The sequence below is a fragment of the Bacillus cereus genome (genome assembly GCF_002567495.1).
Lineage (GTDB): Bacteria > Bacillota > Bacilli > Bacillales > Bacillaceae_G > Bacillus_A > Bacillus_A cereus_AQ.
The window spans coordinates 37,049-63,664 of sequence record NZ_NVAP01000017.1 but is presented as its reverse complement, the minus strand read 5'-3'; the positions used below and the strand labels follow the sequence as shown (position 1 = coordinate 63,664).

Below are 26,616 nucleotides of genomic sequence, written 5' to 3'. Positions count from 1 at the left end.
ACATGAACGAAAAAGTAACGATAAGGACACGAAATCATTTTTACGGTTTACAGAGAGGGAAGCCTAGGGTGTGAGCTTCCTAACACGAGAAATGATTTTACCACCTTTGAACTTCAATAGTGAACGAGTAATCTAGTAATTATTGACGGTATCAGCCGTTATCTGAACTTGAGCAATCTAGAAGGAGATATGTCTAGGTTGGAACAAGGGTGGAACCACGAAAACACATTCGTCCCTTTCCTAGGGATGAGTGTGTTTTTTTATTACTTTGAAAGGAGGTGCTTGTAACATGAAACAATTTGTACGTACGGAAATAACCACCACCTGCATGGCCAAAGAGCAGAATAAGGTGATTTATAGGTGTAACAATTAAACTTTTAGGAGGAGATTAGAAGATGAATAACGTTATAAATGTTGGGGTATTAGGTTTAGGTACGGTCGGAAGTGGTGTTGTCCATATTTTAAAAGAACATTATAAAAAAATCGCCCTTGATACAGGATACGAAGTGAAAGTAAAAACAGTCGTTGTACGTGATTTGGAAAAAGAACGCGATGTTTGTATTGATGGAATTGCAGTAACAAGTAATGCAGATGAAGTTCTAAATGATTCAAATATTGATATTGTAGTAGAGGTAATGGGGGGAATTGAAGAAGCAAAACAGCATATTGTTAAGGCTTTACGAAATAAAAAACATGTCGTAACAGCAAATAAAGATTTAATGGCTGTATATGGTGCAGAGCTTCTCCAACTGGCGAACGATAATGATTGTGATTTATGTTATGAAGCGAGTGTAGCGGGTGGAATTCCAGTGTTAAGAGGATTAACTGACGGGCTAGCATCAGATCAAATTGAAAAAATAATGGGAATTGTAAATGGTACAACAAATTATATGTTAACAAAAATGAGTCAAAATGGATGGTCTTATGAAGAGGCTTTACAGGAAGCACAAAAATTAGGCTTTGCGGAATCGGATCCGACAGCAGATGTAGATGGACTAGATGCGGCGAGAAAGGTAGCAATTCTTGCAAACTTAGGTTTTTCGATGAATGTTTCATTAGATGATGTGCAAGTAAGAGGGATTCGAAAGGTCGAAAAAGAAGATTTACAAATGGCTGAAAAGTTAGGATTTACTATGAAGTTAATTGGCAAGGCTGAGAAACAGGGACCAGCCATTCATTTAAGTGTAGAACCGACGCTTTTACCGAAGCAGCATCCATTATCAAATGTGAATAATGAATTTAATGCGGTGTATGTCCATGGCCAAGCGGTAGGAGAAGTGATGTTTTATGGACCTGGGGCTGGGAAGTTACCGACTGGTTCTGCTGTAGTAAGTGATATTATTTCCATCGTTAAAAATATGAATCAAGTTCCGAAAAATAAAAGTGCGTTAAAAGAACCAGTTCCTTATGAATTACAAGGTGATGAAGAAGTAGTTTCGAAATATTTCTTACGTATTTCATTACGAGATGAGCCTGGCATGTTGCAAAAAATAACAGAATGTTTCGTTAATTATTCTGTAAGTTTAAAAGAAGTTATTCAATTACCTTTAAACCGTGAACTGGCAGAAGTCGTTGTTGTGACACATCGAACTTCCAAGTATCAATTCGAACGAGTTTTAGGAGCGATAGAAGCTGTCGCAAGTGAAATAAACAGTTACTACATTATTGAGGAGGAAAAACAATATGTATAAAGGACTATTAAAACAATATGCTTCTTATTTACCGGTGAATGAAAATACACCTGATGTCAGTTTAATGGAAGGAAACACACCTCTTATTCCGTTATTAAATATATCGAACCAATTAGGAATTCAGCTATATGGTAAGTACGAAGGAGCGAATCCGACAGGTTCCTTTAAAGATCGTGGTATGGTTATGGCGGTTGCTAAAGCGAAAGAAGAAGGCTCAGAGGCAATCATTTGTGCATCAACAGGTAATACATCAGCATCAGCTGCAGCATACGCGGCACGTCTTGGGATGAAATGCATTATCGTAATACCAGAAGGGAAGATTGCGCATGGGAAATTAGCGCAAGCGGTCGCTTATGGAGCTGAAATCATTTCAATAGAAGGGAATTTCGATGATGCACTTAAGGCTGTAAGAAATATTGCTGCAGAAGAGCCGATTACATTAGTAAATTCAGTGAATCCTTACCGAATTGAAGGACAAAAAACAGCAGCATTTGAAATTTGTGACCAATTGCAAAATGCACCAGATGTTCTAGCTATCCCTGTTGGGAACGCAGGGAATATTACAGCATATTGGAAAGGGTTCTGTGAATATGAGAAAGAAAAAGGTTATAAGAAGCCAAGAATTCATGGCTTTGAAGCAGAAGGAGCAGCTGCAATTGTAAAAGGGCATGTAATTGAAGAGCCTGAAACAATTGCAACAGCTATTCGCATTGGTAACCCAGCAAGTTGGTCGTATGCAGTAGAGGCTGCCGAGCAGTCACGTGGTGAAATAGATATGGTATCAGATGAAGAAATTTTACAGGCGTATAGGTTATTAGCAAAAACTGAAGGAGTTTTCGCTGAACCAGGGTCAAATGCTTCATTAGCCGGCGTAATTAAACATGTTCAATCTGGAAAAATCAAAAAGGGAGAAACAGTAGTTGCAGTATTAACTGGAAATGGTTTGAAAGATCCTGATATCGCTATTTCTTCTAATAGACTAGACATTGCAAGCGTATCAAATGATATAGAACAAATTAAAAATCATATTAAAGGGGTGATTATGTCGTGATACCATTAAGCGTTCGTGTCCCTGCTAGTACGGCGAATGTTGGTCCTGGATTTGATTCAGTTGGAATAGCTTTGTCATTGTATTTAGATGTGGTGGTAAAAGAAAAAGCTGATAAATGGCAAGTGATTCATTCCTTTGACGATTCTATTCCAACAGATGATAAAAATTTAATCGTTAGCACGGCATGTAAAGTATGTCCTTCTGTATCACCCCATATAATAGAAGTTACTAGTAATATTCCGTTAACAAGGGGACTAGGTAGTAGCGCATCAGCGATTGTAGCAGGAATAGAGCTTGCGAATCAGCTGGGTAATTTGAACTTAACAACTGATCAAAAGGTTCAAATTGCTACAAATTTTGAAGGACATCCAGATAATGTTGCTGCTTCTATATTAGGTGGAACTGTAATCGGAGCACTTGATGGAAAGGATGTTTCCGTTGTAAGAATTGAGAGCAAAGAGTTAGGCGTAATTTCTCTTATTCCGAATGAAGAATTAAATACAGATGAAAGTCGATCTGTATTACCGAAAATGTTTCCGTTTCATGAGGCAGTTAAAGCTAGTGCGATAAGTAACGTATTAGTAGCTGCATTATGTCAAAAGCGCTGGGAAGTTGTAGGTGAAATGATGGAAAGAGATCATTTTCACGAGCCATATCGTTTAGAACTCGTACCGCTATTACCATCTATTCGTAAATGCGCAAAAGAATTTGGTGCGTACGGCACAGCACTTAGCGGTGCGGGACCATCTATTTTTATATTAACACCCTATGAGAAACGTCAAGAAATTGCTGAGCAATTAGCGAGAGTATTTACAGATATGAGAGTATGTGAGCTTGAAATCGACCATAAAGGGATTATTGTAAACAAGGAAGAACATATTGGATTATAAAGAAAGCTAGCATCGCTAGCTTTCTTTATGTTGTAAATATCTGTTAAGTTTTCATATAAAAGAAAGATAATAATGTATCATTTAGTAAAGAGTGTATTAATTTTGGAGGTGCTTATATGAATAAAGAGTCACCAGAAGAAAAAAGAGAACGTATGAGACAAAGTGAATTAAAAAGTAGTCCCACTGGTTCTTTAAATGATGGACTCAATAGAGCGGAATCAGGTAGTCCTGTTGATATGGCAGGCGGTATGAATTGGAAAGGTACAGGGATAATCATCGTAGTACTACTTTTAGGATACATTGTATACACTTACTTTTTCAGTTAAAGAATGCTTGTTAAAATTTCGATTTGTTTAGTTTCATAATTAGTGAAAAAGAAAAAAGTAGTTATTGTATTACATATCTTCTAAGCGAGTTAAAGTTGTTCATATCATTTTTTTTAATACTCCAAATAGAGCTAGCGATATGCTAGCTCTATTATTTTTTGCCACATTCCTGTAACAAAGCACCTGTATATTCATTGTTGGAGGTGCAGAGGATGAAAAAAATGATAGCGATATGTCTTCTTACAACTATGTCTTTTTCGACTTTAGTCGGTTGTGATGTAAAAGGTAGTAATGCTGTACAAGAGTCTAAAATAAAGAAAGCGACGTATAAAGATTTTACTTATGATGTAAACCCAGAAACATTCACAGTAACTGTAGAACATGAGGGTGTAAAGGAACAGGCATCACAACCCCTACCGAAAATGAAGGTATCGAATGTAAAAAAAGAAAAGGATCGTACATCGTGGGAATATCCAGATCAAAAAGTAAAAATAAAGTTAGAAAAGAAAAAAGACCACTTAAACATTGAAGTGGAATCGACTGGTGCGGAAAGCTTTACGTGGCCGAAAGTAGAGGCTGAAAATTATACACTGCCGTTATGGGAAGGTAAGCAAATTCCGAGCAATGATGAGAATTGGAAGAAGTTTTTAAAGGATGATGCATATTCATTTGCTGAATCATTTTCTATGAAGTTTTTCGCATTAAATGGTTCGAAATATTCAATTGTATATATTGTGAACAATATGTTTAATAATGAATTGAAATTTCATTCGGATCCGAAAATAGGATTTGATTTTACACATGAATTCCCGAGCATAAATAAAAATAAAACATATGGATTTCAATTATATGTGACAAATAATGATGCGGTCAGTATTGCTAAATTGTATAAGGATTATATTATTGAAAAAGGTGAATTTAAAACATTACAAGAAAAGGCTAGAAAAAATAAAGAAATCGAAAAGTTATATGGAGCGGCGCATTTTTATTTTTGGAATCAAAATGGTTTATCAGAAAGTAATATAAATTGGCCAAAATTAAGGGAGCAAATAAATAGCCCGCTGTTTAGCCATATAAAAGAACTTATTCAAAAGAATAGTTCAGAGCCTGGGGAACTGAATGTATTAGATCAAGTAAGTAAACAAGATTTCATTGATAAGTATCAAAAAAATGTTATTTTACGTTATATAAACGAAGTATTATCCATGAAGGAATTTTATAAAGAGGATATTTTCCAAAAAGTTGATCAGGAAGCTAGTGCGCTATTAAAGAAAGGTGTAGCTCACTTAACGAAGGCGGAGTTGTATAGTTTAAATAAGCATGTATTAAAATCACTACTTGGTGATGCGATTGAAGAGGTAAGTAAATGGGGTAATGCAGATGGAACGGACATACTAAAGGAAATGAAAGAGTCAGGAATAGACAAAGCGTGGATTGGTCTGCCGAACTGGGAACAAGGATTTATGCAACCAAATTTCGTGACAAAAGCGAAGGAGATGGGGTATTTAGTTGGTCCGTATGATTCATATCATTCCATTCACGAAAAAAGTGATAAAAATTGGAACACAGCATCCTTTAATGACCCATCATTATACGAAGAGGCTACTGTAACGAAGAAAAACGGAGAAAAGGTGCAAGGCTTTTTAGGGAGAGGCCGCAAGCTAAACCCGACTTTATCGCTGCCTAGTGTAAAAGAACGCATGAATGATATATTACAAAATGGTCCTAAATATAATTCATGGTTTATCGATTGTGATGCAACAGGTGAGATTTACGATGACTATTCGGCGAAACATATAACGACACAAGAGCAAGATTTACAAGCACGTTTAAAACGAATGGACTACATCGCACAAGAAGAGGGTATGGTCATTGGTTCTGAAGGTGGAAATGATTTTGCTAGTAATACGATTGCATTTGCACACGGAATTGAAACACCCGTTATTAAATGGGACGATGAAGATATGAGGAAAAATAAAACAAGTCCGTATTATGTCGGCGGATATTGGTCACCAAATCAAAATGTTCCTGAAAAATATGCAAAACAAGTGCCATTGAAAGAAGAATATAAACAAGTATATTTAAATCCAGTATATTCGGTACCATTATATAAATTAGTATACAACGATTCCGTTATTACAACGCATCATTGGGAATGGGGAAGTTTAAAAGTAAAAGATGAAGTTGGAAATCGAATGCTGTCTGAAATATTGTATAATGTTCCTCCGTTGTACCATTTAGATGAAGCAGAGTGGAATAAGCATAAAAAGGAAATTACAGAGCATCTAAAAGTTTGGAATGAAGTTCATGAAAAAGCAGTAAAAGAAGAGATGACGAATTTTGCATATTTGTCAGAAGATAAGCTAGTACAATCTGTTTCTTATGGAAAAGATATTAAAATTATTGTGAACTTCTCAAATGAAGATAGAGAAGTAGAAAAAACGAAAATAAAAGCAAAGTCGGCTTTCATTTATAATCAGGGGAAGAAAAGCATGTATACGCCGTTTGAGAAATAATAATGTGAAATATACTGTATCCATAGAGATTTCATAACTAGCGGGACTCCTTATTTTATCGTTTGTTAGGGAAAAACATCCTAATTTAAAATGAACGAGTCAATAAATTTGTAAATTCACATGTTGCGAAGTGCTAAATTTTTGAAATTGGTAAATAGTGACTTGCCAAAAATAAGTACGAGAGTATAATGTGAAATGGAATACATATTGGGTTTAAGTAGTAACCTTACAAAATTGTAAGGTTACTGAAAGGAAATTCAATATGAAGATAAATAGACTTACATTATACTTGGTAAAGAGAAAGAGAGGCGAATGGGTATGAGCTCTGAATTAGAACAAAATACGAGAAGTAATAAAAAGCGTTCTAAAAGAAAGTCAATGAAATGGTTCATATTAATTCCATTTTTCCTACTTATTTTTGGAGGAGTAGGATATGGTTCGTTTATATATAACAAAGCAAAAGCTGTTGTAAGTGATGCGTATGCAAAAATTGATAAGTCATCAAAGCGTGATAAAGAAGTTGAACCTTTAAAGGATAATATTTCAATATTAATTATGGGTGTAGATGGAAGTGAAATGAGAAAAAGCCAATATGGCGAAGCGGTTCGAACAGATGCACTTTTATTAGCAACAATTAATAAAGATGATAAGTCTGTTAAGCTAGTAAGCATTCCACGTGATTCACGTGTTTATATTCCAACTAGAAAAAAATTAGATAAAATCACTCATGCTCACGTATTTGGTGGCGTGGAAAGTACACGAGATACGGTGGAAAGATTTTTAAATGTTCCTGTTGATTATTATGTGAAGTTTAACTTTGAATCATTCGTACAAATTGTCGATTCAATTGGTGGTATTGATATTGATGTACCAGTTACTTTCACTGAACAAGATAGTAAAGACCAAGCTGGTATGATCCATTTAGAAAAAGGTTACCAACATTTAAATGGAGAACAAGCACTTGCACTTGCAAGAACGCGTAAAATCGATAGTGATGCAATGCGTGGTCAAAGACAGCAACTTGTAATAGAAGCAATTGCTAAAAAAGCGATGTCTGTTCAATCAATCAGCAAAATGGGATCATTACTAGATGCGGTTGATAAAAACATGAAAACGAACTTAACATTCGACGATATGCTTGCCATTACAAAAAATATGGCAGGATCTAATTTGGAAATGGAAAAAATGCAAATAGAAGGTACAGATAAACGTATCGGTGGTATTTATTATTACATTCCAAATGAAAAAAATGTAAAGGATATTTCAAAAAAATTAAATGACCATTTAGGTGTAACGCCAAAACCTGTTCGAAACGAATAATAAAAAAGATTGGCTTTTGCCAATCTTTTTTTTGAAATGGATTAGCAACTTTTCAATAACGCTTTATTGTTTTAGAAAAATTATACTAAAATCATTTTAATTTATATAAACAAAAGGTGTAATTATAAGATATACTAGAGGAGACGATTTGGAAATTAACTCCTAAAGTTGAAGAGAAAGAAACTCAATGTATCACTACTATAGAACAAATTGAATTCGTGAGAAATTGGAATAGGCTAAAGAAAGACTGTTCAAAATGCAATTACATATTCATACACATTGAGGCGATCAAGGTGAAAGACGAAGGAATAGTAATTGCTAAAGAGCATTTATCATATATTGACCAGCTATTTTACCAGATTAGTAATCATGCAACAGGTGTAAGTATTGGTTTAGCTATCGTTAAAAAAAGGTGGAGCTTCAAGGAGATACGTTTAGTCTTATAAGAAAATGGAACAATACTTTTGATAAAACTCCCATTATAATACAAAAAATCTGTTTATATGGTGAAATAAAAATAAATAGATGTATAATTATATTGGGCGATTTATATATATAAGATTAACAGGGAGAGGAATTCGATAGAATGGAAAAAGCTTTAAAAATTAAACAAATAGCAGCCGTTTTAATAGCGATTGCCGCAGTAGCTATTGGGTATTTCATGTTCCAATCAATTACTTCACCAGCAAAAGCTGTTGCGAAACAAGAAAATGTAGTGCAGCTTGCAAGTGAACAGCCGAAAGTTGAAATGAATAAAACGGCACCAAGTCGTTTTAATGGAAAAGAAAGAAAAGTTGCTTATCTTACATTTGACGATGGGCCAGGGAAATATACGGCTGAATTATTAAATACGTTAAAACAACATGATGCGAAGGCGACGTTCTTTTTAATTGGAGCGAATGTAAAAGAATTTCCTGATTTAGTGAAACGTGAAAATGCTGAGGGGCATTATGTAGGCATGCATAGTATGACACATAATTTCGCAAAGTTATATAAAAATGGCGAGTATGTAAATGAGATGAAAGAAGATCAAGGCTTAATCGCTAATATTATTGGGAAATCACCTAAATTAACACGTCCTCCATATGGTTCGATGCCTGGATTGAATGAAGGTCTTCGAAATAAAGTGGTAGAAGGCGGATTTAAAGTATGGGATTGGACAATTGATTCATTAGATTGGAAATATAATAAAATGCCAGTTGATGCAGCTGCAGCACAAATTGCTCAAAATGTATTAACGAATGCAACAAAACCGCAGGAAGTAATTTTAATGCATGATATTCACCCGCAATCAGTTGCTGCTGTACCAGCAATTTTAAAGGGGCTAAAAGAAAAGGGTTATGAGTTTGAAGCTTATCATGAAGAGAGTCACTTCCCAGTGAACTTCTGGCATGATAATCGTATGTAATGGAGGAATTGACGTTGAAGTATGGAAAAGTAGCAGTAGTTGGAGCATTATCAGTAGGCTTGTTAACAGGTTGTTTCGGTGAAAAGCCAGAAGAAAATTTATATACAGCTTTTGAAACAGCAGCAACACAAGAAAAATCTTTAGTGGATGAAGCAAAAAAATTAGAGCAGTTAGAGAAACAAGGTCAAGAATTATATTCTCAAATTTTGCAAGAAGGCAAAGATCATAATGAAGCAGTTATGAAGAAACTAGAGCAAGCTACTGCAAATGTAGATGATCGTGAAAAAGTATTGAAAAGTGAAAAAGAAATGCTAGAAAAAGCACAGAAGGAAACGAAATCTGTTCAAAGTAATATAGAGAAGCTTGAAGATAAGAAGTTACAAAAACAAGCAAAAGTAGTAGAAGAGTCGTATAAGAATCGTTATGATGCATTCCAAAAGATGAATGAAAATTATACGAAAGTGTTAGCGACTGAAAAAGAACTGTATGAAAAATTAAAAGTAAAAGAAACGAAATTAAAAGAGATTGGCGAAAAAGTTAAAACTGTTAATGAATTAAATGTGGAAGCACAAAAGTCGAAAGAACAGTTTAACAAATTTACAAAAGAGTATAATGACAACAAATTAGCATTTTACAAAGACGCACAGATTAAGATTAAAGAACAAAAATAAATAAAAATCTTAATCGGAATAAAAAGCCGGAGAAACATCCTTGAGAATGTTTTTCCGGCTTTCGTCGTTACATGAATAGAAAAGACTGGAATTGATATCATAAAAGAGTTATAGTGAATTGTTCGACATTGTAAAGTAAGGAGAATGAAATATGTCATATGAATTTTTACTCAAATTAGGTTTAGCACTCTTTTTAGGATTATTCATCGGGATAGATAGGCAACTAAAGAATAAACCGCTCGGTGTGAAAACAAGTATGGTTATTTCTGTAGCAAGCTGTTTAATTACGATGGTTTCAATTGAATCTGTGAATGTATATTCTGTTCCAGGACATACAAATATGGATCCGATGCGACTTGCTGCTCAAATTGTTAGTGGAATTGGTTTTCTTGGCGCAGGTGTCATTTTACGAAGAAGTAATGACGTTATTTCTGGATTAACGACAGCTTCTATGGTGTGGGCTGCTTCAGCTTTAGGGATTGCAATTGGTGCGGGATTTTATTTACAAGCGACAGTTGCTATGGTTTTAATTATTTTAGCTATTAATGTACTTCCTCACCTTGTGAAAATTGCAGGACCTTACTCATTAAGACAAAAGGACTTATCTATAAAAATTACTGTAAAAGAGCATCATGAGCTAGATGGTATATTTAAGCAAATTAAAAATTTAGGTATGCATGTGAAACGCGTGAAGATTAAAGACATTGATAACGGGGCATTTCAGCAATTAGAGATGGTTATTTTAGCCCCAGAAGATTTATATACCACTGAGTTATATAGTTCACTAAAAGAGATTGAGCGTGTTGTTTCAGTTGAAGTTGAAAGTAGATAATTGTAGGGGGAAAAAGAGTGAAGTGAATTCACTCTTTTTTATTTGGATTTTTAAGGGGGGGAATTGATATAATGATGAGTAAACAAGGGGGAGAAAATGATGGAGATACATATTAGAAGAGCGATAAAAGATGATATACCGGGTATAGCAAAGGTACACGTTGATAGCTGGAAAACAACGTATAAAGGGATATTCGCTAACGAAATTTTAGAAAATATAACATATGAGCAACGAGAAAAACAATGGGAAAACATTTTTAAACAAGAAGATAAATACCAATATAGATTTGTAGCAGAGACGTTAGATGGAACAATAATCGGATTCATTGACGGGGGAGTTGAAAGAAGCGGTGCATATAATTGTGATGGGGAATTATATGCGATTTACCTTTTACAACAGTATCAAGGATTGAAAATAGGCCGAAAATTATTTCAAGCGTTAGTATCAGAATGTGTAAAGAATGATATGCAATCTCTTTTAGTCTGGGTCGTTACAAATAATCCTTCTAAAAAGTTTTATGAAAAATTTAACCCTGAAAAAATTGATACGAAATTTTTAGAGAGATTACAGGTAGAAGAAACAGCGTATTGTTGGAGAAATATAAATAATATTATTATGTAAACTTTATGTTTGAAAGAGGTATACCAATTAAGGTATACCTCTTTTGTTTAACCATTTTGGATAGATTACTAATGAAAAATAGTAAGTATGTAGTTTGAAACTGAGTATTTTTTTCGTGTATTTTTAACCAGATTAAAGAAAAGAGAGAAAACAATGAAAATTAAATCAGATAAAAAAATTCTGAAATATACTATTGAATTGAATATCATTATCAATTAGAATCATAATTGATAACGACATTCAATTATCGTTTATTATATAAAATTTCGATAGCTTTAATATAAAGAGGAGGACCAACATGCAGCATGCGAAACAAATCGCAGAACATGCAACATTACAAAGCTTTTTAAACTGTTATTTAAGAGAAACAGGGAGTGGAGAATGGATTACAGAGGATGAAAGAATGAAGATTATCTTCAGTAATACGTTGAATAGAGATACAGTCCCCACATATTTATGTTGTCGGCTATCGGCACAGAACGTTATTTTGTATGGAGAAGTTATATATAAATCATCAACAAATCGTCATTTGTTTGGAGAGCAATTTTATTACCAAATTGGAGATAGTAATTCTGTTATGAAAGCAGATTACGTTACAGTTATTACATTTTTAATAAAAGAGATGTCTATCAACTACGGAGAAGGGACGAATCCTGCGGAACTTATGCTTCGAGTCATTCGTAGTTGTCAAAATATTGAGGAATTTACAAAAGAGAGAATAGAAGATACATCCGCATTATACGGTTTCCATACAACTTTTATAGAAGCGGAGCAGTCTTTATTATTTGGGCATTTAACTCATCCTACACCAAAGAGTAGACAGGGGATAGTGGATTGGAAAAATGCAATGTATTCTCCAGAATTAAAAGGAGAATGCCAGCTTCATTATTTTCGGGCCCATAAAAGTATAGTAAATGAAAAATCATTATTATCAGATTCTACAACAACGATTATAAAAGAAGAATTAAGTAATGATGAGATGGTTAGTAAGGAATTTATAGCGAAGTACTGTAAGGAAGATCAATATGCATTAATTCCAATTCATCCGCTTCAGGCAGAATGGCTCTTGCATCAAGCTTACGTACAAGATTGGATAGTTCAAGAATTGCTTGAGTATATTGGCCCTGTAGGTAAGTATTATATGGCAACATCATCACTAAGGACGCTATATCATCCCGATTCAAAGTATATGCTTAAGTTTTCGTTTCCGGTGAAAGTAACGAATTCAATGCGTATTAATAAACTGAAAGAACTTGAGAGTGGTCTTGAAGGGAAAGAAATGTTAAATACGGCTATTGGTGAAGTACGAGAAAGATTTCCAGGCTTTGATTTTATTTGTGATCCAGCTTTTATTACATTAAATTATGGAACACGAGAATCTGGATTTGAAGTGATTATTCGTGAGAATCCTTTTTATAGTGAACATGCAAATGATGCTACATTAATTGCTGGGCTAGTTCAAGACGCTATACCTGGGGAACGTACTCGGTTATCGAATATTATTCATCGCCTAGCAGATTTGGAAAGTAGAAGCTGTGAAGAAGTAAGTTTAGATTGGTTTAGACGATATATGAATATTTCTTTAAAGCCAATGGTATGGATGTATTTACAGTATGGTGTTGCATTAGAAGCTCATCAGCAAAATAGCGTTGTTCAGCTAAAGGATGGTTATCCGGTAAAATATTATTTCCGTGATAATCAAGGGTTTTATTTCTGTAATTCAATGAAAGAGAAGCTTAATAATGAATTAGCTGGTATTGGAGAACGTACCGGAAATCTATATGACGACTATATTGTGGATGAGAGATTTCGTTACTACTTAATTTTCAATCATATGTTTGGCCTCATTAATGGTTTTGGTACAGCAGAATTAATTAAGGAGGAAATTCTTCTCTCGGAATTAAGGTCTGTACTTGAATCATTCCTTCCATATAACCGGGAACCTTCAACATTTTTAAGAGAATTGTTGGACGAAGATAAATTGGCATGTAAAGCGAATTTATTAACGAGATTTTTCGATGTCGATGAGTTAAGTAATCCATTAGAGCAAGCAATTTATGTGCAAGTACATAATCCACTCGTTAGAGAAGTGGCTGTTCGTTCGTAAATAGCGTTAAAATTTCACGTAATACAAATAATGGTATTTCGTCATAAAGTGGAGGGTTTTATGAGAGTGGACATGTATCATACGAAAATATTGAAGGCGCTCGAATCAGAAGATTACATTTCAGTGCGAAGAAGAGTGCTACGTCAATTGGTAGAATCGTTAATGTATGAGGGGATTATTACACCGGTTCGCATAGAAAAGGAAGAACAAATTCTTTTTATAATACAAGGACTTGATGAAGAAAACAAAAGTGTCACGTACAAATGCTATGGCAGGGAACGGATGACATTTGGACGTATTTCTTTAGATTCATTAATCGTAAGAGTCCAAGATGAACAGCAAGAAATACAATCGGTCTCGCAATTTCTAGAAGAAGTTTTTCGGGTTGTTAGCGTAGAACAAACTAAATTAGATTCTTTTATTTATGAATTAGAACAAACAATATTTAAAGACACGATTGCACAATATGAAAGAAATAATAAGGAAGAATACATTCAAAAATCTTACGATGAGTTTGAAAGCCATTTAATAGACGGCCACCCATATCATCCTAGTTATAAAGCACGTGTTGGATTTCAATATCGTGACAATTTTCAATATGGATATGAATTTATACAGCCAATAAAACTCATCTGGATTGCAGCGCATAAGAATTATGCGACTGTAGGTTATGAGAATGAAGTGATGTATAGCAACCTTTTAAAAGAGGAGATTGGCGAGCGTAAATTAGAAAAGTATACGGAACGAATTCTCAATGAGGGGTGTAATCCAAAACAGTACGTGTTTATACCTGTTCATCCTTGGCAGTGGGAGAATTTCATCATTTCGAATTATGCGGATCATATACAGAGTAAATTTATTATTTATTTAGGAACATCAAAGGATGATTATTGCGCGCAACAGTCAATGAGAACGTTAAGAAATAGTACGAGTCCAAAGAAGCCGTACGTTAAATTATCGATGAATTTACTCAACACCTCAACACTTCGTACGCTGAAACCATATTCTGTTGTGAGTGCACCAGCAATATCAAATTGGTTAAATGATGTTGTAAGTAATGACGTCTATTTAAGGGATGAAGCACGTTTAATATTGTTAAATGAGTTTTCAAGTGTAACGTATGACACGAAAAAGAAAGCTATATATGGTTCATTAGGATGTATTTGGCGCGAAAGCCTTCACAAGTATTTAGATGCACAAGAGGATGCAATTCCTTTTAATGGTTTATACGCTAAAACGAAAGATGGTACACCAATTATTGACGCATGGTTGAACAAACATGGAATGAAGGATTGGCTACAATTACTTATTCAAAAAGCGATAATACCAGTTATACATCTTGTTGTAGAGCATGGCATCGCATTAGAATCACATGGGCAAAATATGATTCTAGTCCATAAAGAAGGGGTACCTGTCCGTATTGCATTAAAGGACTTTCATGAAGGGATTGAGTTTTATCGTCCATACTTGAAAGAAGTTGAAAAATGCCCTGACTTTACTAAAATGTATAAAACATATGCGGATGGAAAAATGAATGATTTCTTTGAAATGGATCGCATCGAATGTTTGCAAGAGATGGTGTTAGATGCACTTTTCCTGTTTAATTTAGGAGAATTAGCGTTCGTACTTGCGGATGAATATGGATTGCAAGAAGAACGCTTTTGGATGATGGTTGTTGAAGAAATTGAAAATCATTTAAGAATATATCCACATTTGAAAGATAGATTTGAAAATATTCAATTATATGCACCTGCATTCTATGCTGAGCAATTAACGAAACGTCGATTATATATGGATGTGGAATCGCTTGTTCATGAAGTTCCAAATCCATTGTATAGAGCAAGACAACTTATGAAACAAAAATCAGTTGTTACAGGGGGAAATTATGCTAATCGTTGATAAACAAGAGTATAGCAAAAGTGATTTTGATTTGAGATTACAAGTTTACGAGGAAATGGAACAATTTCAAGAAGCAGAAGGAAATAGGTTTGCGCTTTGTTTGAAAGATCCATTCGATATTATTACGCTTGTGTTTTTCTTAAAAGAAAAGAGATCATCAGTATTACTTATACATGAAGATACGCCAAAAGAAACGGCTATTGAAATGGCAAAGCGTGCAAATTGTGTAGGGATTTTATATGGAGAATATGCTGGTTTTACAAAATTAGAAGTAGTGAACTTTTTACTAGAAGAGCCTTCTTTATTGCAATATAGTTCGGGAACTACGGGAGAACCGAAACTGATTCGTAGAGCATGGACGGAAGTTGATACAGAAATTACTGCCTATAATGAAGCTTTAAACTGTGAAGTAGATGAAGTGCCAATCGTTATGGCACCTGTTTCACATTCATACGGACTAATATGTGGTACGTTATCTGCAATTAAGAGGGGGAGCCAGCCTATAATCATTACGAATAAAAACCCTAAATTTGCATTAAATATAGTTCGCAATACAGAAAAACATATCATATATGCGGTACCACTTATGTTACACATTATGGGGAGTTTTCCATTAGGGACGTTTCAGTTTCATAAAATTATGACATCAGGATCGCCTTTGCCAGAAGCATTATTTTATAAACTAAAAGAAATGACAACATATATGATGCAGCAATACGGTTGTTCTGAAGCAGGCTGTATTAGTATATGTCATGATATGAAAAGCCATTTAGATTTAGGAAACCCTCTACCTCATACGAGTATAAGCATAGGTTCAGATGAAAATGCACCGGAAGAAATTGTAGTGAAAATTAACGATAAGGAAATTTTCACGAAAGATTTAGGATATAAATCTGAGCATGGCATTCATTTTATGGGGCGTATGGACGATGTAATTAACGTTTCAGGATTAAAAGTCTTTCCTATAGAGGTAGAAGAAACGATGCTTCGATTGGAAGGTGTTCAAGAGGCAATTGTATATCGAGGGAAACATCCTGTGATGGGCGAAATAGTTAAAGCGAAAGTGATTTCTCATATTGATCCGGTGCAAATAAGAGAATGGTGTATTCAGCACTTACCTTCTTATAAAGTTCCTCATGAAATTGAAAGTGTAACTGAAATTCCGAAAAATAAAACTGGAAAAGTAAGTAGAAAGTTACTAGAGATGGGAGAGGTTACAACATGAGACGAGAAGCGTTAAAGAATGAAGTGTTAAAAATTATGGTAGAAAAAATGGAACTGAAAAATGTAACGTATTTAGAAGAAACGATGCGCTTAAATCAAGATTTATATATAGATTCGGTAATGATGTTGCAGCTCATTGTATACATAGAAATGGATTTAAAGCTATGCGTTCCAGAGGATGAGGTAGATCCAAAGGCATTTCTTACTGTAGGATCTTTGCTTGATTTTATGGAGGAATTACGGCCGTTACAGGAAGCAAATGTGAATAACTAGCCTTTAGGAAAGTGGATGAGAGTATGACTTCAATTAAAGTGCATTGTTTAGTGAGTTGTTTTTGTGAAATTATAAAAAGGCGTAGCGATATTGATTTTCGTCCATTTTATTTTGGACTATGGGATGGAGATTTTGATATAACAGAAGGCGGAATTATTTCGTATCACTCTGAAAACATTAACCATGATCATTATTTACTTTGGTTTGAAAAATTGTACGGTATTAAAGTGAACGAATGGTATGATCATGCAAGAGATAAAGATAGCAATGTAGAAACGTTTTTAGAATTAGTAGAAAATAAGCCGGAAAATCGTTATGTCATTGTAATGGTTGATATGTCTCTATTACCAGAGAGGGAAAATAAATTTCATCAAAAACCGTTTCCACACTATTTAATGATATCAAAGACAGAGAAAGAAGAAGAGTGGTTTATGTTAGATCCTGATTTTCGCTGGGAAGGAAATATGGAAAGAGAAAAAGTGCTTCACTCTGTTAAAAATAACCCATTTGGTGGAGGGTATTTCATTGATGTAGAAGGAATTGGGGAGCCAACACAAGAAATAGTAGCTAGTTATTTCACAGAGACATTCAAAAAGAACGACAATGAACTGACTATGGAGCTGAAAAATTTAATTGTAAAGATGGCAAATGAGGAAGATGGGTACTCGCTTTCTAAGCTTGTAGCGGCAGTAAAACAAATACCAGTACTTGCAATTCGTAAATATAGTTATGAGCATGCCTTTGCATACTTCCGTGAAGCGTTGCAATATTCGGAGGAAGAATTTGATTATTGGTGTGATCGGATAGAGGATATTGTGCAAGGATTTACAAATGTACAGTATCGTGCAATTAAAATGGCGATGACGAACAATAAAGATATGCTAGTATCGATTATTGAAAAACTGGATGAAATGAATGCAATTGAGCTGCAGATTAAGAAGGAATTAGAGAGACAGTTTCTATCATGGAAAGGTATGAAAACAAATCAGTCTGTCGTAACTTTTTAAGAAGCTAACTGAATTTAAGATAGGGGAGTTTAAAGCTATGAAATATTCGCTATGTACCATTTCATTTCGTCATCAATTAATTTCATTTACTGATATTGTTCAATTTGCATATGAAAACGGTTTTGAAGGAATTGAATTGTGGGGGACTCATGCACAAAATTTGTATATGCAAGAACGTGAAACGACAGAAAGAGAATTGAATTTTCTAAAGGATAAAAACTTAGAAATTACGATGATAAGTGATTACTTAGATATATCATTATCAGCAGATTTTGAAAAAACGATAGAGAAAAGTGAACAACTTGTAATACTAGCTAATTGGTTTAATACGAATAAAATTCGTACGTTTGCTGGGCAAAAAGGGAGCGAGGAATTCTCGGAACAAGAGAGGAAAGAGTATGTGAAGCGAATACGTAAGATTTGTGATGTGTTTGCTCAGCACAATATGTATGTACTGTTAGAAACACATCCCAATACACTAACGGACACATTGCCTTCTACTATAGAATTATTAAAAGAAGTAAATCATTCGAATTTAAAAATAAATCTTGATTTTCTTCATATATGGGAGTCAGGCGCAGATCCAATAGACAGTTTCCATCGATTGAAGCCGTGGACATTACATTACCATTTTAAGAATATATCTTCAGCGGATTATTTGCATGTGTTCGAACCGAATAATGTATATGCTGCAGCGGGAAGTCGTATTGGTATGGTTCCGTTATTTGAAGGTATTGTAAATTATGATGAGATTATTCAGGAAGTGAGAGATACGAATCTCTTTGCTTCGTTAGAGTGGTTTGGACATAACTCAAAAGAGGTATTAAAAGAAGAAATGAAAGTATTAATAAATAGAAATTTAGAAGTAGTAACTTCGTAATGTGAAATGATGTGAGAGTCTCGTATAGAGGCTCTTTTTTTACTGTAAAAAATAACCAAAAATTACCATGTATTTAAATTCGGATTTGACACAATTTATATATAAATAAGGAGGTGATTGGTAATGGCTAGAAATCGTAATTCTAATCAATTAGCATCACATGGAGCACAAGCAGCTTTAGATCAAATGAAGTATGAAATTGCACAAGAGTTCGGTGTACAACTTGGAGCTGATACTTCTTCACGTGCAAACGGTTCTGTAGGCGGTGAAATCACAAAACGCCTAGTAGCGATGGCAGAACAACAGCTTGGTGGCGGATATACTCGCTAAATGTAGAAGGTTATAGGAGAAAGGGAGGATTCTTCCTTTCTTTTTTTTTCAATTAATTGGTATGGATATATAGTGAACAGAATTCAAAGAATAGAAGTAATACTATATTTTACCCAATTTCTTTTGTTGTGAATGGGAAGTAGTAAAGATGTAATAGCCCTGGTGGAATGAAAATTATGTTCCAGCAGGGCTATTATATGGTAAGAAATATATGATGAAAGGTTCCGAAATCAACATGTTAAAAAAAGAAAACTGTTGTTTAATTGCGCTTGCATCAGTTCCACTTGTCATGACATTAGGGAATTCAATGCTCATTCCAATCTTGCCGACAATTGAAAAGAAATTACATATTTCATCGTTTCAAGTATCCATGATTATTACAATTTACTCGATCATTGCGATTTTACTTATACCGATTGCTGGTTATTTATCAGATAGATGGGGAAGAAAGATGGTAATGGTTCCAAGTTTACTGATAGCAGCTATCGGGGGTGCGATAACAGGTTGGGTGTCGTGGAAAGTTGATAATCCATACAACTGGATACTTATCGGTAGAGCGATTCAAGGCATTGGTGCTGCTGGTGCGATGCCGGTTGTTATACCATGTGTTGGTGATTTATACAAAGATGAAAAACAAGTTAGTACGGGCTTAGGGATTATTGAGACATCCAATACATTTGGGAAAGTGCTCAGCCCTATTTTAGGATCTGCTTTAGCCGCTATTGTATGGTTCTTACCATTTTGGGCGATTCCAGTTTTATGTATCTTATCGATTGTTTTATTGCTGGTATTAGTAAAAGCAAAAAAACAAGAAGGAGAAGTACCACCACTAAAAGAGTTTATTCAATCTATTATCTCTACGTTTCGAGAAAAGGGAAGGTGGTTAATTGCCATTTTTGTACTAGGTGCAATTATTATGCTTATTTTATTCGGAATTCTCTTTTATTTGTCTACAATATTGGAGTCAAAGTATGACATTCATGGTATATGGAAAGGTTGTGTACTTGCCATTCCCTTACTTGTACTATCCCTAAGTTCCTATCTGGCCGGTAAAAAAATTGGAGATAATCAAAATGTTATGAAAAAGTGTATTTATATTGGTTTTTTACTGGCCGCTGCATCAGTCATAATCCCTTTATTTATAAAAGGAATCTATTTACTACTTCTTTGTCTCGTTATAATGGGAATAGGAATTGGTATGGCTCTTCCGTGCTTAGACGCTCTAATTACACAAGGGATTGAAAAGGAGCAGAGAGGAACGGTTACTTCATTTTATAGTTCAATGCGATTTATTGGTGTAGCAGCTGGACCACCCCTATATTCTTTTTTTATGAAAGGGGCGGACCATGAAGTGTTTTATGTGACAAGTATTTTCGCTGCCATTGGCGCTGTTATAGCAATCATTTGGATTAAACCAGCAAAAGATACAAAGATGGTACAACAGAAATCGGAACCGACTTCATAATTTGAAAGAGAACCATAGGATGTGTAATTAACATGTGGTTCTCTTTATTTAGTTAGAAAGAATAACTTGTTTTAACATATAAAGAGCAACTCCCCATATGATGAGTCCTGAAAATTTATTTAATAATACGATTGTTTTTCCAGTCGAGTCTACCTTTTTTAAAAATTTTCCAGATAAAGCTAAGCTTATAAACCAAATCCAAGAAACGATAATAGTTGCAAAGGTGAAAGCCCATTTTTCACTTCCTATGTACTGGATAGAATTTGTTCCAATTACACCGATTGTATCTAAAATTGCATGTGGATTTAATAACGAAACTGATGCAGCGAAAAGTATTTGTTTTTTTAAAGGCATACTGTTTTCTTGTTTTACATCATTGGTAGGGTTACTTCTCCAAATAATAAAGCCCATATATAGGAGAAAGAAAAATCCAATTATATATAACGTGTTAGTTAGCCAAGAAAAAGTAAGGAGTACAAGGGAGACACCTTGAACTGCAATTAATATAAGCAACGTATCACATATTGAGGCAGTTAATACGACAGGGGCTGCCCTCCAAATGTTTGGTTGGCTCGCACCTTGGTTAAAGACAAAAACATTTTGAACACCTAATGGAATGATAAGGCCAAATGCAAGAATGATACCATGAATAATCGCTTCACTCATCATATTCCCTCCTACTTTAATGTATTATGATAGTGTATATTGTATAGAAGAAATGAAAATTTGTATCCATCCATATGGTTGGGGAGGTTACCAACCAAAAAGAATGTAAGGTGATATATGATGGAAAGATTAGTTTGGAAGCCTAATATGTCTCTAGCGACTCCTTTGTATAAACAAATAGAAACGTATATAAAAGAAAGAATTGTTAATGGAGAATGGACAGTTGGAACGAAATTACCTTCGCAAAGAGATTTGGCGCATACATTTGGTGTGAATCGAAGTACAATTGTAATGGCTTTTGATGAATTAGTGGCAAAAGGATATATTGAAGGCAACGGTCGGAAGGGGACAATTGTTGTAAATCATAACGAAAATACTTCAACATACGCTCCGCCTCCTAATTGGAGAATTTATGTAGAAACGGGAGTGCATTATCCGAATCTTCCTGCCATTCAAGAGATTAATCAAGCTGAATTTTATCCACATGTAATTCGGCTAGGAACAGGTGAGCTTGCGCCAAGTCTATTACCTGAGAAAAAGATGAAAGAAATTATGAATAAGCTTTTAAAGTCAAATGTGACACTTGGGTATGAAGAGCCGAAAGGAAATCTTTATTTAAGGGAAAAGATTGCTGACTATTTAAAAGGGCATGGTGTATATGTATCTCCCGACTCTATATTAATTGTTTCAGGAGCAATTCAAGCACTGCAACTTATTTCTATGGGGCTTCTTCCGAAAGGGGCATCAATTTTATTAGAAAAACCATCATATTTATACTCTCTCAATGTTTTCCAATCAGCAGGAATACGTTTAATTGGAATGCCGATGGATGAGAGTGGGTTACATACATCATATATTGCGAAATATAAGAAGCAATTCAATGCCTCTATATTATATACAATCCCGTCTTTTCATAATCCGACGAATTTTAGTATGAATGATAAGAAGCGAACAGAAGTGATGGAAATATGTAATGAAATTGGATTGCCTATTATAGAGGACGCAGTGTATCAAGACTTATGGTTTGAGGCACCTTGTTTGAAACCTTTAAAATCCTATGATAAAAATGGAATCGTACTACATATTGGAAGCATGTCTAAAGTAATTAGTCCAGGTTTAAGAATTGGATGGATTGTTGGACCTGAGCCAGTAATTCAAAGATTGTCAGACATAAAAATGCAAACAGATTATGGTTCAAGCTCTATATCCCAGCAAATTGCAGCAGAGTGGTTTACAAATGGTCTATATGATGAGCATTTACAATTTGTAAGAAGTGAATTGAAAAAGCGAAGAGATTTTATGTTACTAATGTTAGATAAATATTTTCGTGAAATAGCAACATGGCATGAACCAACAGGTGGGTTTTATATATGGGTACATATAAAAGTACCCATTTCCCATCGTAGTTTATTTGATAAAGCGCTGCAAGAAAAGGTTTTATTAAACCCAGGTACTTTGTATGATAGAAGTGCAAATCAATTTTTACGCCTATCATATTCATATGCAACGTTAGAAGAGATTGAAATAGGCATAAAAAAGGTAGCGCAATTAATTAAATTGTAAAAGGAGAAAGTAATGAAACAATATGTAATTTGTCAAATTATCGATGGACATAAATACTTAGCTGCTTATGCAGAAACAAAGCAAGAAGCAATTGAAAAAGCAGAACTGTTAGGATTAAGAACGGGAAATCGTTATACAGTTATTACTGAGGAAGAAGCTGAAGGATTAACTTACCCTTAAACAATAAGTGAGTTTATATAGGAAGTAAATAAGCCTAGTAATATAAGAAATTACTAGGCTTATTTACTATGAATTTGTTAAACGTTTTTGTATGCAAAATAATAATATTATGAGTCAAGTTGGCGGAAAAAACGATTTGTCTTTCGGTCTTGATTTCCTTTTCTATATTCATCAATATATTGCCTGAAATTCCAAGATTGTAAAAATTTATTAGCGGAGTTATAACCAGAATTGTAAAGCCATTCTTTTTCTTCCTTTGTCAGCTCAAAGTTCGTACTTGTAATCGTTCCTGTTGGAATTGTAATGGTTCTTGCTTTTGATTCCTTATCTAAATGACGTAAATCATGTGCTTGCATCATTGTTTTAAATAGTCCTTTGAACATGGATATAGGCTCGCTATAGTGGGCAGGATCAGCTTGAATCTCATCTTTTACAAAATGAAATCCGAAAGTCGGCCAACGTGGAGCGGTTGGTGAGTCGAAAATCCAAATTGGATAATTACTTAAAATTCCCCCATCAACCATATAACAAGGCTGCTTCCATTTTGGAGTTCTCCATTTGACAGGTTCAAAGAAGAAAGGGATTGTACTACTCATTCTTACTGCCTTAGCGATAGAGAAGCGATAATTTAAAAATCCGTAGTTTGGTAAGTCATCAGGAAAGACAACCATCTTACCATTACTGATATCAGAGGCGATGATTTTGAGTTTGTTTAGATCTGGCAAATCAGTAAATAAATGAACCCCTTTTTTTCGAAGTAATTCTTCAATCCATTCTTCTATAAATACATTAGAGTAAATACCTAGAGTAGTCCATGCACTTAATCCTTTTCCAATAATGGGGATCCTGTCAATAAAGGTTTTCTTCATAAATTTGTTATAGTCGATATCAGTTATTATGGTTTTTAGCTCGGAACAAGAATATCCTGCAGCTAAAAGTGCTGCGATAATTGCACCAGCTGATGTTCCAGCTACACGTTCCCAGTCATAACCTTTTTCGGCTAACGCGCAAATTGCTCCAACATGCGCAATACCGCGTACACCGCCTCCTTCAAAAACACCATCGATCTTCATTAAACATACTTCCTTTCGAATAAAAGATTTGGAAATGGAAAAAAAGCACGTATTGTACGTGCTTTTTTACAATAGTTTTTAAGTTTACTAGCAGCCTACAAAGCCGCCCCAACAGCTAGCTCCGATGATGATTAGAAGGATGAATAAAACGATTAATAAAGCGAAACCTCCGTAACCACAACCACCACAGCTACCGCCGTAACCGTAACCGCCGCAACTATATCCGTAACCCATGTGGAATTCCTCCTTATATTAAAAATGAAAATGAACGAGGGGAAAATGTACTGGAAGAACTAAAGAACTATCGTGTTTGTAGGAACAATGTATAGTATGCTGTTTTAAACTAGTTCGCGTACGAAGGATAAGCCCGTTTTTTGGGAGGCTTGTTGATTTTATAAAGAATGAAGTATAATCTTTGTACTATGATATAAATAAGTATGTAAATGTAAGGAGAATTTATGAATAAAAAAATTGAAGTATTAATTGATAAATATGAACTAACACATTTGAAAGAGGAACTTATTAATACTGTATTTCCTTGTATAAAAATTGTGCCAAAGCAGCAGGAAACTATTGCGATAGGTAGTTCGAAAATGGGGGGAGTTCCTGATTTACCAGCTTCGTTTGAATATCCAAAGTATAAAGGAAATCCGTTACAATTCATCGCGCAATTTAACTTAAGTGATTTACAAAACGTTGGTATGGATCACAATCTTCCTAAGACGGGGATGTTATATTTCTTTAGCATTGAAAATTATTTTGAAGAAGATGTGAATCTGGTCGAAGCTGGTCGTGTACTTTATTATGATGTTCCCGTAGAACAATTACGAAAAGCAAATGAAATACAAGCGAAATATAACCAGTGTGCAATTACTTTTGAACTGACATACAAATTACCAGAGCTTTTCATTGAAAATGAGGTTGATTCAGATCGTTTCTTACAATTACTTGAAGAGCTAATTCCGGATAACTACGATAACCATCAAATGTTTGGTGAGCCATTCTCTGTACAAGAAGAAGTGTTATATGAGACAGGAGAATATATGGGAGTAGATCCGCAGCAAATGACCCTTTTATTCCAAATTGATTCAGATCATAAAAATTGTAATATGGTTTGGGGAGAACTAGGGATGCTATATTTCTCTATTAGTAATGAAGATTTGAAAAATCGACGTTTTGAAAATACATGCTGCGTATTGCAAACTTGCTAATGAAAAGAGGTTGTTCTTTTAAAAAGAACAACCTCTTTATGTGAATTAATTAATATGCATAATCTCATATGACCTATACGAAAAAGTATTGTATACTCTGAAACTATACGATACTTTTTCGTATAGTTATAGAATATAAGGAGTGACGAGATGGGAAAGACAAGTAAGTATGTGACAGCTGCCGCACTTTGTTCAACTATTGTAATGGGGGGCTTAAATGCGTCATCTGTATCTTATGCAGCTACGAATCCAACTGTAGCGACAACACAATCAGATGAAAAGTTGTTAAATGATTTCAGGAAAGAATTAAAAAAACAGATTGATAATCGAGAAGAAAATATTACAATCACATATAAAACAAAAGATAGAAATGCTAGAAATATTATGGATCAATTGTATGGCGAGTTTAATAAAATTGTAGATGCAGATGAGTATGTAAAATATAATGTAGCGTCTACTAGATATTCTATTAAAGGGCTACCAGGGAACTATACGTTTACACTACAAGTGAAATATCGTGAATCAAAAGAACAAACACAATATGTAAAAGCTCAGGCGAAAACAATTATTGGAACAATTATACAACCAGGGATGGATGAGCATGAGAAAGTAAAAGCCATTCATGATTACGTTGTAAAACACGTATCTTATGATACGTCTTATCAAGCATATACAGCATATGAAGCGTTAGCAAATCGTTCTGCCGTTTGCCAAGGATATACACTATTAACATATGAATTGTTAAAAGAAGCAGGTATTCAAAATCATATTGTAACAGGTACAGGAAATGGACAAGCTCACGCATGGAATTTAGTGAACATTGAAAACAAATGGTACCATCTGGATACGACGTTTGATGATCCAGTACCAGATAAAGCTGGTCGTGTAACATATTCATATTTTAATATGTCTGACGAGCAATTAAGTAAAGACCACGACTGGGATCGTAGTAAATATCCAGCAGCAACTACAAGCTACTTTAACGAATTAACAAACAAAATAAAAGCTGGTAGTTCAAAAACTGTTGCATATGAACAAATGTTAAAAGAAACAAATTTACAATACTTATCTGCACAATACGGAACAGAAAATTATAATGAATTTAAGAAAAAGTTACAGCAACAATTCGCAGCTAAACCAGAAAAAGTAGAAGTACGATATAAGCAGTCCATGGATGGAACAATGCAAGATATAAAGAAAGTATTAAATGAAATAAATTGGCCAAAAGGTGCAAAGCGTGTCTCTTATCAAGTAGCACCATATAGTGCGATGGCCGGTTATTCATTAGCGACAATCACATTTACGTACTAATTAATGAAGAAGAGCATCTGTAATAGGTGCTCTTTTTATATTCATTAATCATTTTGGAAGATTTTGAATTATATGTTAGAATTAAAAAGAGAGGATGTGAA

At 34.4% G+C, this 26,616-nt stretch carries 25 protein-coding genes and 1 other annotated feature; of the genes, 22 read left to right on the top strand and 3 right to left on the bottom strand.

The window, feature by feature from the left end:
* Window positions 1–8 precede the first annotated feature (8 nt).
* Window positions 9–240: a binding site (T-box leader), on the top strand.
* A 155-nt stretch (window positions 241–395) separates the two neighbouring features.
* The 18 genes from COK05_RS08220 to COK05_RS08135 all read left to right on the top strand — a co-directional run bounded on the left by COK05_RS08220 (window position 396) and on the right by COK05_RS08135 (window position 20,511).
* Window positions 396–1,691, top strand: coding sequence for a homoserine dehydrogenase (locus tag COK05_RS08220; RefSeq protein ID WP_098612195.1), 1,296 nt, complete (start codon window positions 396–398; stop codon window positions 1,689–1,691).
* A complete protein-coding gene (thrC, locus tag COK05_RS08215) occupies window positions 1,684–2,742 on the top strand; it encodes a threonine synthase (RefSeq protein WP_098612194.1) in 1,059 nt (352 codons plus the stop codon). Before COK05_RS08220 ends, thrC begins: the two co-directional genes overlap by 8 nt.
* On the top strand, window positions 2,739–3,632 hold the full coding sequence (gene thrB, locus COK05_RS08210; protein WP_098612193.1) for a homoserine kinase: 894 nt from the start codon (window positions 2,739–2,741) through the stop codon (window positions 3,630–3,632). The genes thrC and thrB overlap by 4 nt, the downstream gene beginning before the upstream one ends.
* A 116-nt stretch (window positions 3,633–3,748) precedes the next feature.
* Window positions 3,749–3,958 carry a DUF6366 family protein gene (locus COK05_RS08205; protein ID WP_098612192.1) on the top strand — a complete coding sequence of 70 codons (210 nt, stop codon included), beginning with the start codon at window positions 3,749–3,751 and terminating at the stop codon, window positions 3,956–3,958.
* Window positions 3,959–4,170: 212 nt separating this feature from the next.
* A complete protein-coding gene (locus tag COK05_RS08200) occupies window positions 4,171–6,474 on the top strand; it encodes a glycoside hydrolase (RefSeq protein WP_098612191.1) in 2,304 nt (767 codons plus the stop codon).
* 318 nt (window positions 6,475–6,792) lie between these two features.
* Window positions 6,793–7,794 (top strand): LCP family protein, encoded by a 1,002-nt coding sequence (locus COK05_RS08195; protein WP_098612198.1) that lies wholly within the window; start codon window positions 6,793–6,795, stop codon window positions 7,792–7,794.
* Window positions 7,795–8,380: 586 nt separating this feature from the next.
* Window positions 8,381–9,202, top strand: a complete 822-nt coding sequence (locus tag COK05_RS08190; protein ID WP_098612190.1) for a peptidoglycan-N-acetylglucosamine deacetylase — start codon at window positions 8,381–8,383, stop codon at window positions 9,200–9,202.
* Window positions 9,203–9,216: 14 nt separating this feature from the next.
* Window positions 9,217–9,873, top strand: a complete 657-nt coding sequence (locus COK05_RS08185) for a YkyA family protein (protein ID WP_098612189.1) — start codon at window positions 9,217–9,219, stop codon at window positions 9,871–9,873.
* A 151-nt stretch (window positions 9,874–10,024) separates the two neighbouring features.
* Window positions 10,025–10,705, top strand: coding sequence for an MgtC/SapB family protein (locus tag COK05_RS08180; RefSeq protein ID WP_098612188.1), 681 nt, complete (start codon window positions 10,025–10,027; stop codon window positions 10,703–10,705).
* A 99-nt stretch (window positions 10,706–10,804) separates the two neighbouring features.
* On the top strand, window positions 10,805–11,326 hold the full coding sequence (locus tag COK05_RS08175; protein WP_141538957.1) for a GNAT family N-acetyltransferase: 522 nt from the start codon (window positions 10,805–10,807) through the stop codon (window positions 11,324–11,326).
* 298 nt (window positions 11,327–11,624) lie between these two features.
* A complete protein-coding gene (locus COK05_RS08170) occupies window positions 11,625–13,433 on the top strand; it encodes an IucA/IucC family protein (protein ID WP_098612186.1) in 1,809 nt (602 codons plus the stop codon).
* Between the two features lie 60 nt (window positions 13,434–13,493).
* The gene (locus COK05_RS08165) at window positions 13,494–15,332 is read left to right on the top strand and encodes an IucA/IucC family protein (RefSeq protein WP_141538956.1); all 1,839 of its coding nucleotides are present in this window, start codon (window positions 13,494–13,496) and stop codon (window positions 15,330–15,332) included.
* A complete protein-coding gene (locus COK05_RS08160) occupies window positions 15,319–16,557 on the top strand; it encodes an AMP-binding protein (protein WP_098612185.1) in 1,239 nt (412 codons plus the stop codon). The genes COK05_RS08165 and COK05_RS08160 overlap by 14 nt, the downstream gene beginning before the upstream one ends.
* Window positions 16,554–16,829 (top strand): petrobactin biosynthesis protein AsbD, encoded by a 276-nt coding sequence (gene asbD / locus COK05_RS08155; RefSeq protein ID WP_098612184.1) that lies wholly within the window; start codon window positions 16,554–16,556, stop codon window positions 16,827–16,829. Before COK05_RS08160 ends, asbD begins: the two co-directional genes overlap by 4 nt.
* Window positions 16,830–16,852: 23 nt before the next feature.
* On the top strand, window positions 16,853–17,836 hold the full coding sequence (locus COK05_RS08150; protein ID WP_141538954.1) for a DUF6005 family protein: 984 nt from the start codon (window positions 16,853–16,855) through the stop codon (window positions 17,834–17,836).
* Window positions 17,837–17,873: 37 nt separating this feature from the next.
* Entirely contained in the window at window positions 17,874–18,716 is an 843-nt protein-coding gene (locus tag COK05_RS08145) for a sugar phosphate isomerase/epimerase family protein (protein WP_098612182.1), read from the top strand.
* 123 nt (window positions 18,717–18,839) lie between these two features.
* Window positions 18,840–19,046 (top strand): alpha/beta-type small acid-soluble spore protein, encoded by a 207-nt coding sequence (locus tag COK05_RS08140; RefSeq protein WP_000113545.1) that lies wholly within the window; start codon window positions 18,840–18,842, stop codon window positions 19,044–19,046.
* A 235-nt stretch (window positions 19,047–19,281) separates the two neighbouring features.
* Window positions 19,282–20,511, top strand: a complete 1,230-nt coding sequence (locus COK05_RS08135) for an MFS transporter (protein ID WP_141538958.1) — start codon at window positions 19,282–19,284, stop codon at window positions 20,509–20,511.
* Window positions 20,512–20,559: 48 nt separating this feature from the next.
* Here the strand turns inward: COK05_RS08135 and COK05_RS08130 are convergent, their stop codons facing one another.
* The gene (locus tag COK05_RS08130) at window positions 20,560–21,177 is read right to left on the bottom strand and encodes a LysE/ArgO family amino acid transporter (protein WP_098612180.1); all 618 of its coding nucleotides are present in this window, start codon (window positions 21,175–21,177) and stop codon (window positions 20,560–20,562) included.
* Window positions 21,178–21,297: 120 nt separating this feature from the next.
* Here COK05_RS08130 and COK05_RS08125 point away from each other — a divergent pair, with 120 nt between their 5' ends.
* The gene (locus COK05_RS08125; protein ID WP_098612179.1) at window positions 21,298–22,740 is read left to right on the top strand and encodes an aminotransferase-like domain-containing protein; all 1,443 of its coding nucleotides are present in this window, start codon (window positions 21,298–21,300) and stop codon (window positions 22,738–22,740) included.
* A 12-nt stretch (window positions 22,741–22,752) separates the two neighbouring features.
* Window positions 22,753–22,920, top strand: coding sequence for a DUF3933 family protein (locus COK05_RS08120; RefSeq protein WP_098612178.1), 168 nt, complete (start codon window positions 22,753–22,755; stop codon window positions 22,918–22,920).
* A gap of 107 nt (window positions 22,921–23,027) precedes the next feature.
* Here COK05_RS08120 and COK05_RS08115 read toward each other — a convergent pair whose 3' ends face one another.
* Both COK05_RS08115 and COK05_RS08110 read right to left on the bottom strand, forming a co-directional pair.
* Window positions 23,028–23,993: a patatin-like phospholipase family protein gene (locus COK05_RS08115; RefSeq protein WP_098612177.1), complete on the bottom strand. Its 966-nt coding sequence runs from the start codon at window positions 23,991–23,993 to the stop codon at window positions 23,028–23,030.
* 87 nt (window positions 23,994–24,080) lie between these two features.
* Window positions 24,081–24,227: a YjcZ family sporulation protein gene (locus tag COK05_RS08110; protein WP_000540425.1), complete on the bottom strand. Its 147-nt coding sequence runs from the start codon at window positions 24,225–24,227 to the stop codon at window positions 24,081–24,083.
* A gap of 224 nt (window positions 24,228–24,451) precedes the next feature.
* Here COK05_RS08110 and COK05_RS08105 point away from each other — a divergent pair, with 224 nt between their 5' ends.
* Together COK05_RS08105 and COK05_RS08100 are read left to right on the top strand one after the other, a co-directional pair.
* Entirely contained in the window at window positions 24,452–25,204 is a 753-nt protein-coding gene (locus COK05_RS08105; protein ID WP_098612176.1) for a YwqG family protein, read from the top strand.
* 150 nt (window positions 25,205–25,354) lie between these two features.
* A complete protein-coding gene (locus COK05_RS08100) occupies window positions 25,355–26,515 on the top strand; it encodes a transglutaminase domain-containing protein (RefSeq protein ID WP_098612175.1) in 1,161 nt (386 codons plus the stop codon).
* Window positions 26,516–26,616: the final 101 nt, after the last annotated feature.

Bases quoted from the DNA above. Each gene is read 5' to 3' on its own strand.
- COK05_RS08220 (WP_098612195.1), top strand. From the start codon at position 396: ATGAATAACGTTATAAATGTTGGGGTATTAGGTTTAGGTACGGTCGGA.
- thrC (WP_098612194.1), top strand. From the start codon at position 1,684: ATGTATAAAGGACTATTAAAACAATATGCTTCTTATTTACCGGTGAAT.
- COK05_RS08205 (WP_098612192.1), top strand. From the start codon at position 3,749: ATGAATAAAGAGTCACCAGAAGAAAAAAGAGAACGTATGAGACAAAGT.
- COK05_RS08200 (WP_098612191.1), top strand. From the start codon at position 4,171: ATGAAAAAAATGATAGCGATATGTCTTCTTACAACTATGTCTTTTTCG.
- COK05_RS08195 (WP_098612198.1), top strand. From the start codon at position 6,793: ATGAGCTCTGAATTAGAACAAAATACGAGAAGTAATAAAAAGCGTTCT.
- COK05_RS08190 (WP_098612190.1), top strand. From the start codon at position 8,381: ATGGAAAAAGCTTTAAAAATTAAACAAATAGCAGCCGTTTTAATAGCG.
- COK05_RS08180 (WP_098612188.1), top strand. From the start codon at position 10,025: ATGTCATATGAATTTTTACTCAAATTAGGTTTAGCACTCTTTTTAGGA.
- COK05_RS08175 (WP_141538957.1), top strand. From the start codon at position 10,805: ATGGAGATACATATTAGAAGAGCGATAAAAGATGATATACCGGGTATA.
- COK05_RS08170 (WP_098612186.1), top strand. From the start codon at position 11,625: ATGCAGCATGCGAAACAAATCGCAGAACATGCAACATTACAAAGCTTT.
- COK05_RS08165 (WP_141538956.1), top strand. From the start codon at position 13,494: ATGAGAGTGGACATGTATCATACGAAAATATTGAAGGCGCTCGAATCA.
- COK05_RS08160 (WP_098612185.1), top strand. From the start codon at position 15,319: ATGCTAATCGTTGATAAACAAGAGTATAGCAAAAGTGATTTTGATTTG.
- asbD (WP_098612184.1), top strand. From the start codon at position 16,554: ATGAGACGAGAAGCGTTAAAGAATGAAGTGTTAAAAATTATGGTAGAA.
- COK05_RS08150 (WP_141538954.1), top strand. From the start codon at position 16,853: ATGACTTCAATTAAAGTGCATTGTTTAGTGAGTTGTTTTTGTGAAATT.
- COK05_RS08145 (WP_098612182.1), top strand. From the start codon at position 17,874: ATGAAATATTCGCTATGTACCATTTCATTTCGTCATCAATTAATTTCA.
- COK05_RS08140 (WP_000113545.1), top strand. From the start codon at position 18,840: ATGGCTAGAAATCGTAATTCTAATCAATTAGCATCACATGGAGCACAA.
- COK05_RS08135 (WP_141538958.1), top strand. From the start codon at position 19,282: ATGTTAAAAAAAGAAAACTGTTGTTTAATTGCGCTTGCATCAGTTCCA.
- COK05_RS08130 (WP_098612180.1), bottom strand. From the start codon at position 21,177: ATGAGTGAAGCGATTATTCATGGTATCATTCTTGCATTTGGCCTTATC.
- COK05_RS08125 (WP_098612179.1), top strand. From the start codon at position 21,298: ATGGAAAGATTAGTTTGGAAGCCTAATATGTCTCTAGCGACTCCTTTG.
- COK05_RS08120 (WP_098612178.1), top strand. From the start codon at position 22,753: ATGAAACAATATGTAATTTGTCAAATTATCGATGGACATAAATACTTA.
- COK05_RS08115 (WP_098612177.1), bottom strand. From the start codon at position 23,993: ATGAAGATCGATGGTGTTTTTGAAGGAGGCGGTGTACGCGGTATTGCG.
- COK05_RS08110 (WP_000540425.1), bottom strand. From the start codon at position 24,227: ATGGGTTACGGATATAGTTGCGGCGGTTACGGTTACGGCGGTAGCTGT.
- COK05_RS08105 (WP_098612176.1), top strand. From the start codon at position 24,452: ATGAATAAAAAAATTGAAGTATTAATTGATAAATATGAACTAACACAT.
- COK05_RS08100 (WP_098612175.1), top strand. From the start codon at position 25,355: ATGGGAAAGACAAGTAAGTATGTGACAGCTGCCGCACTTTGTTCAACT.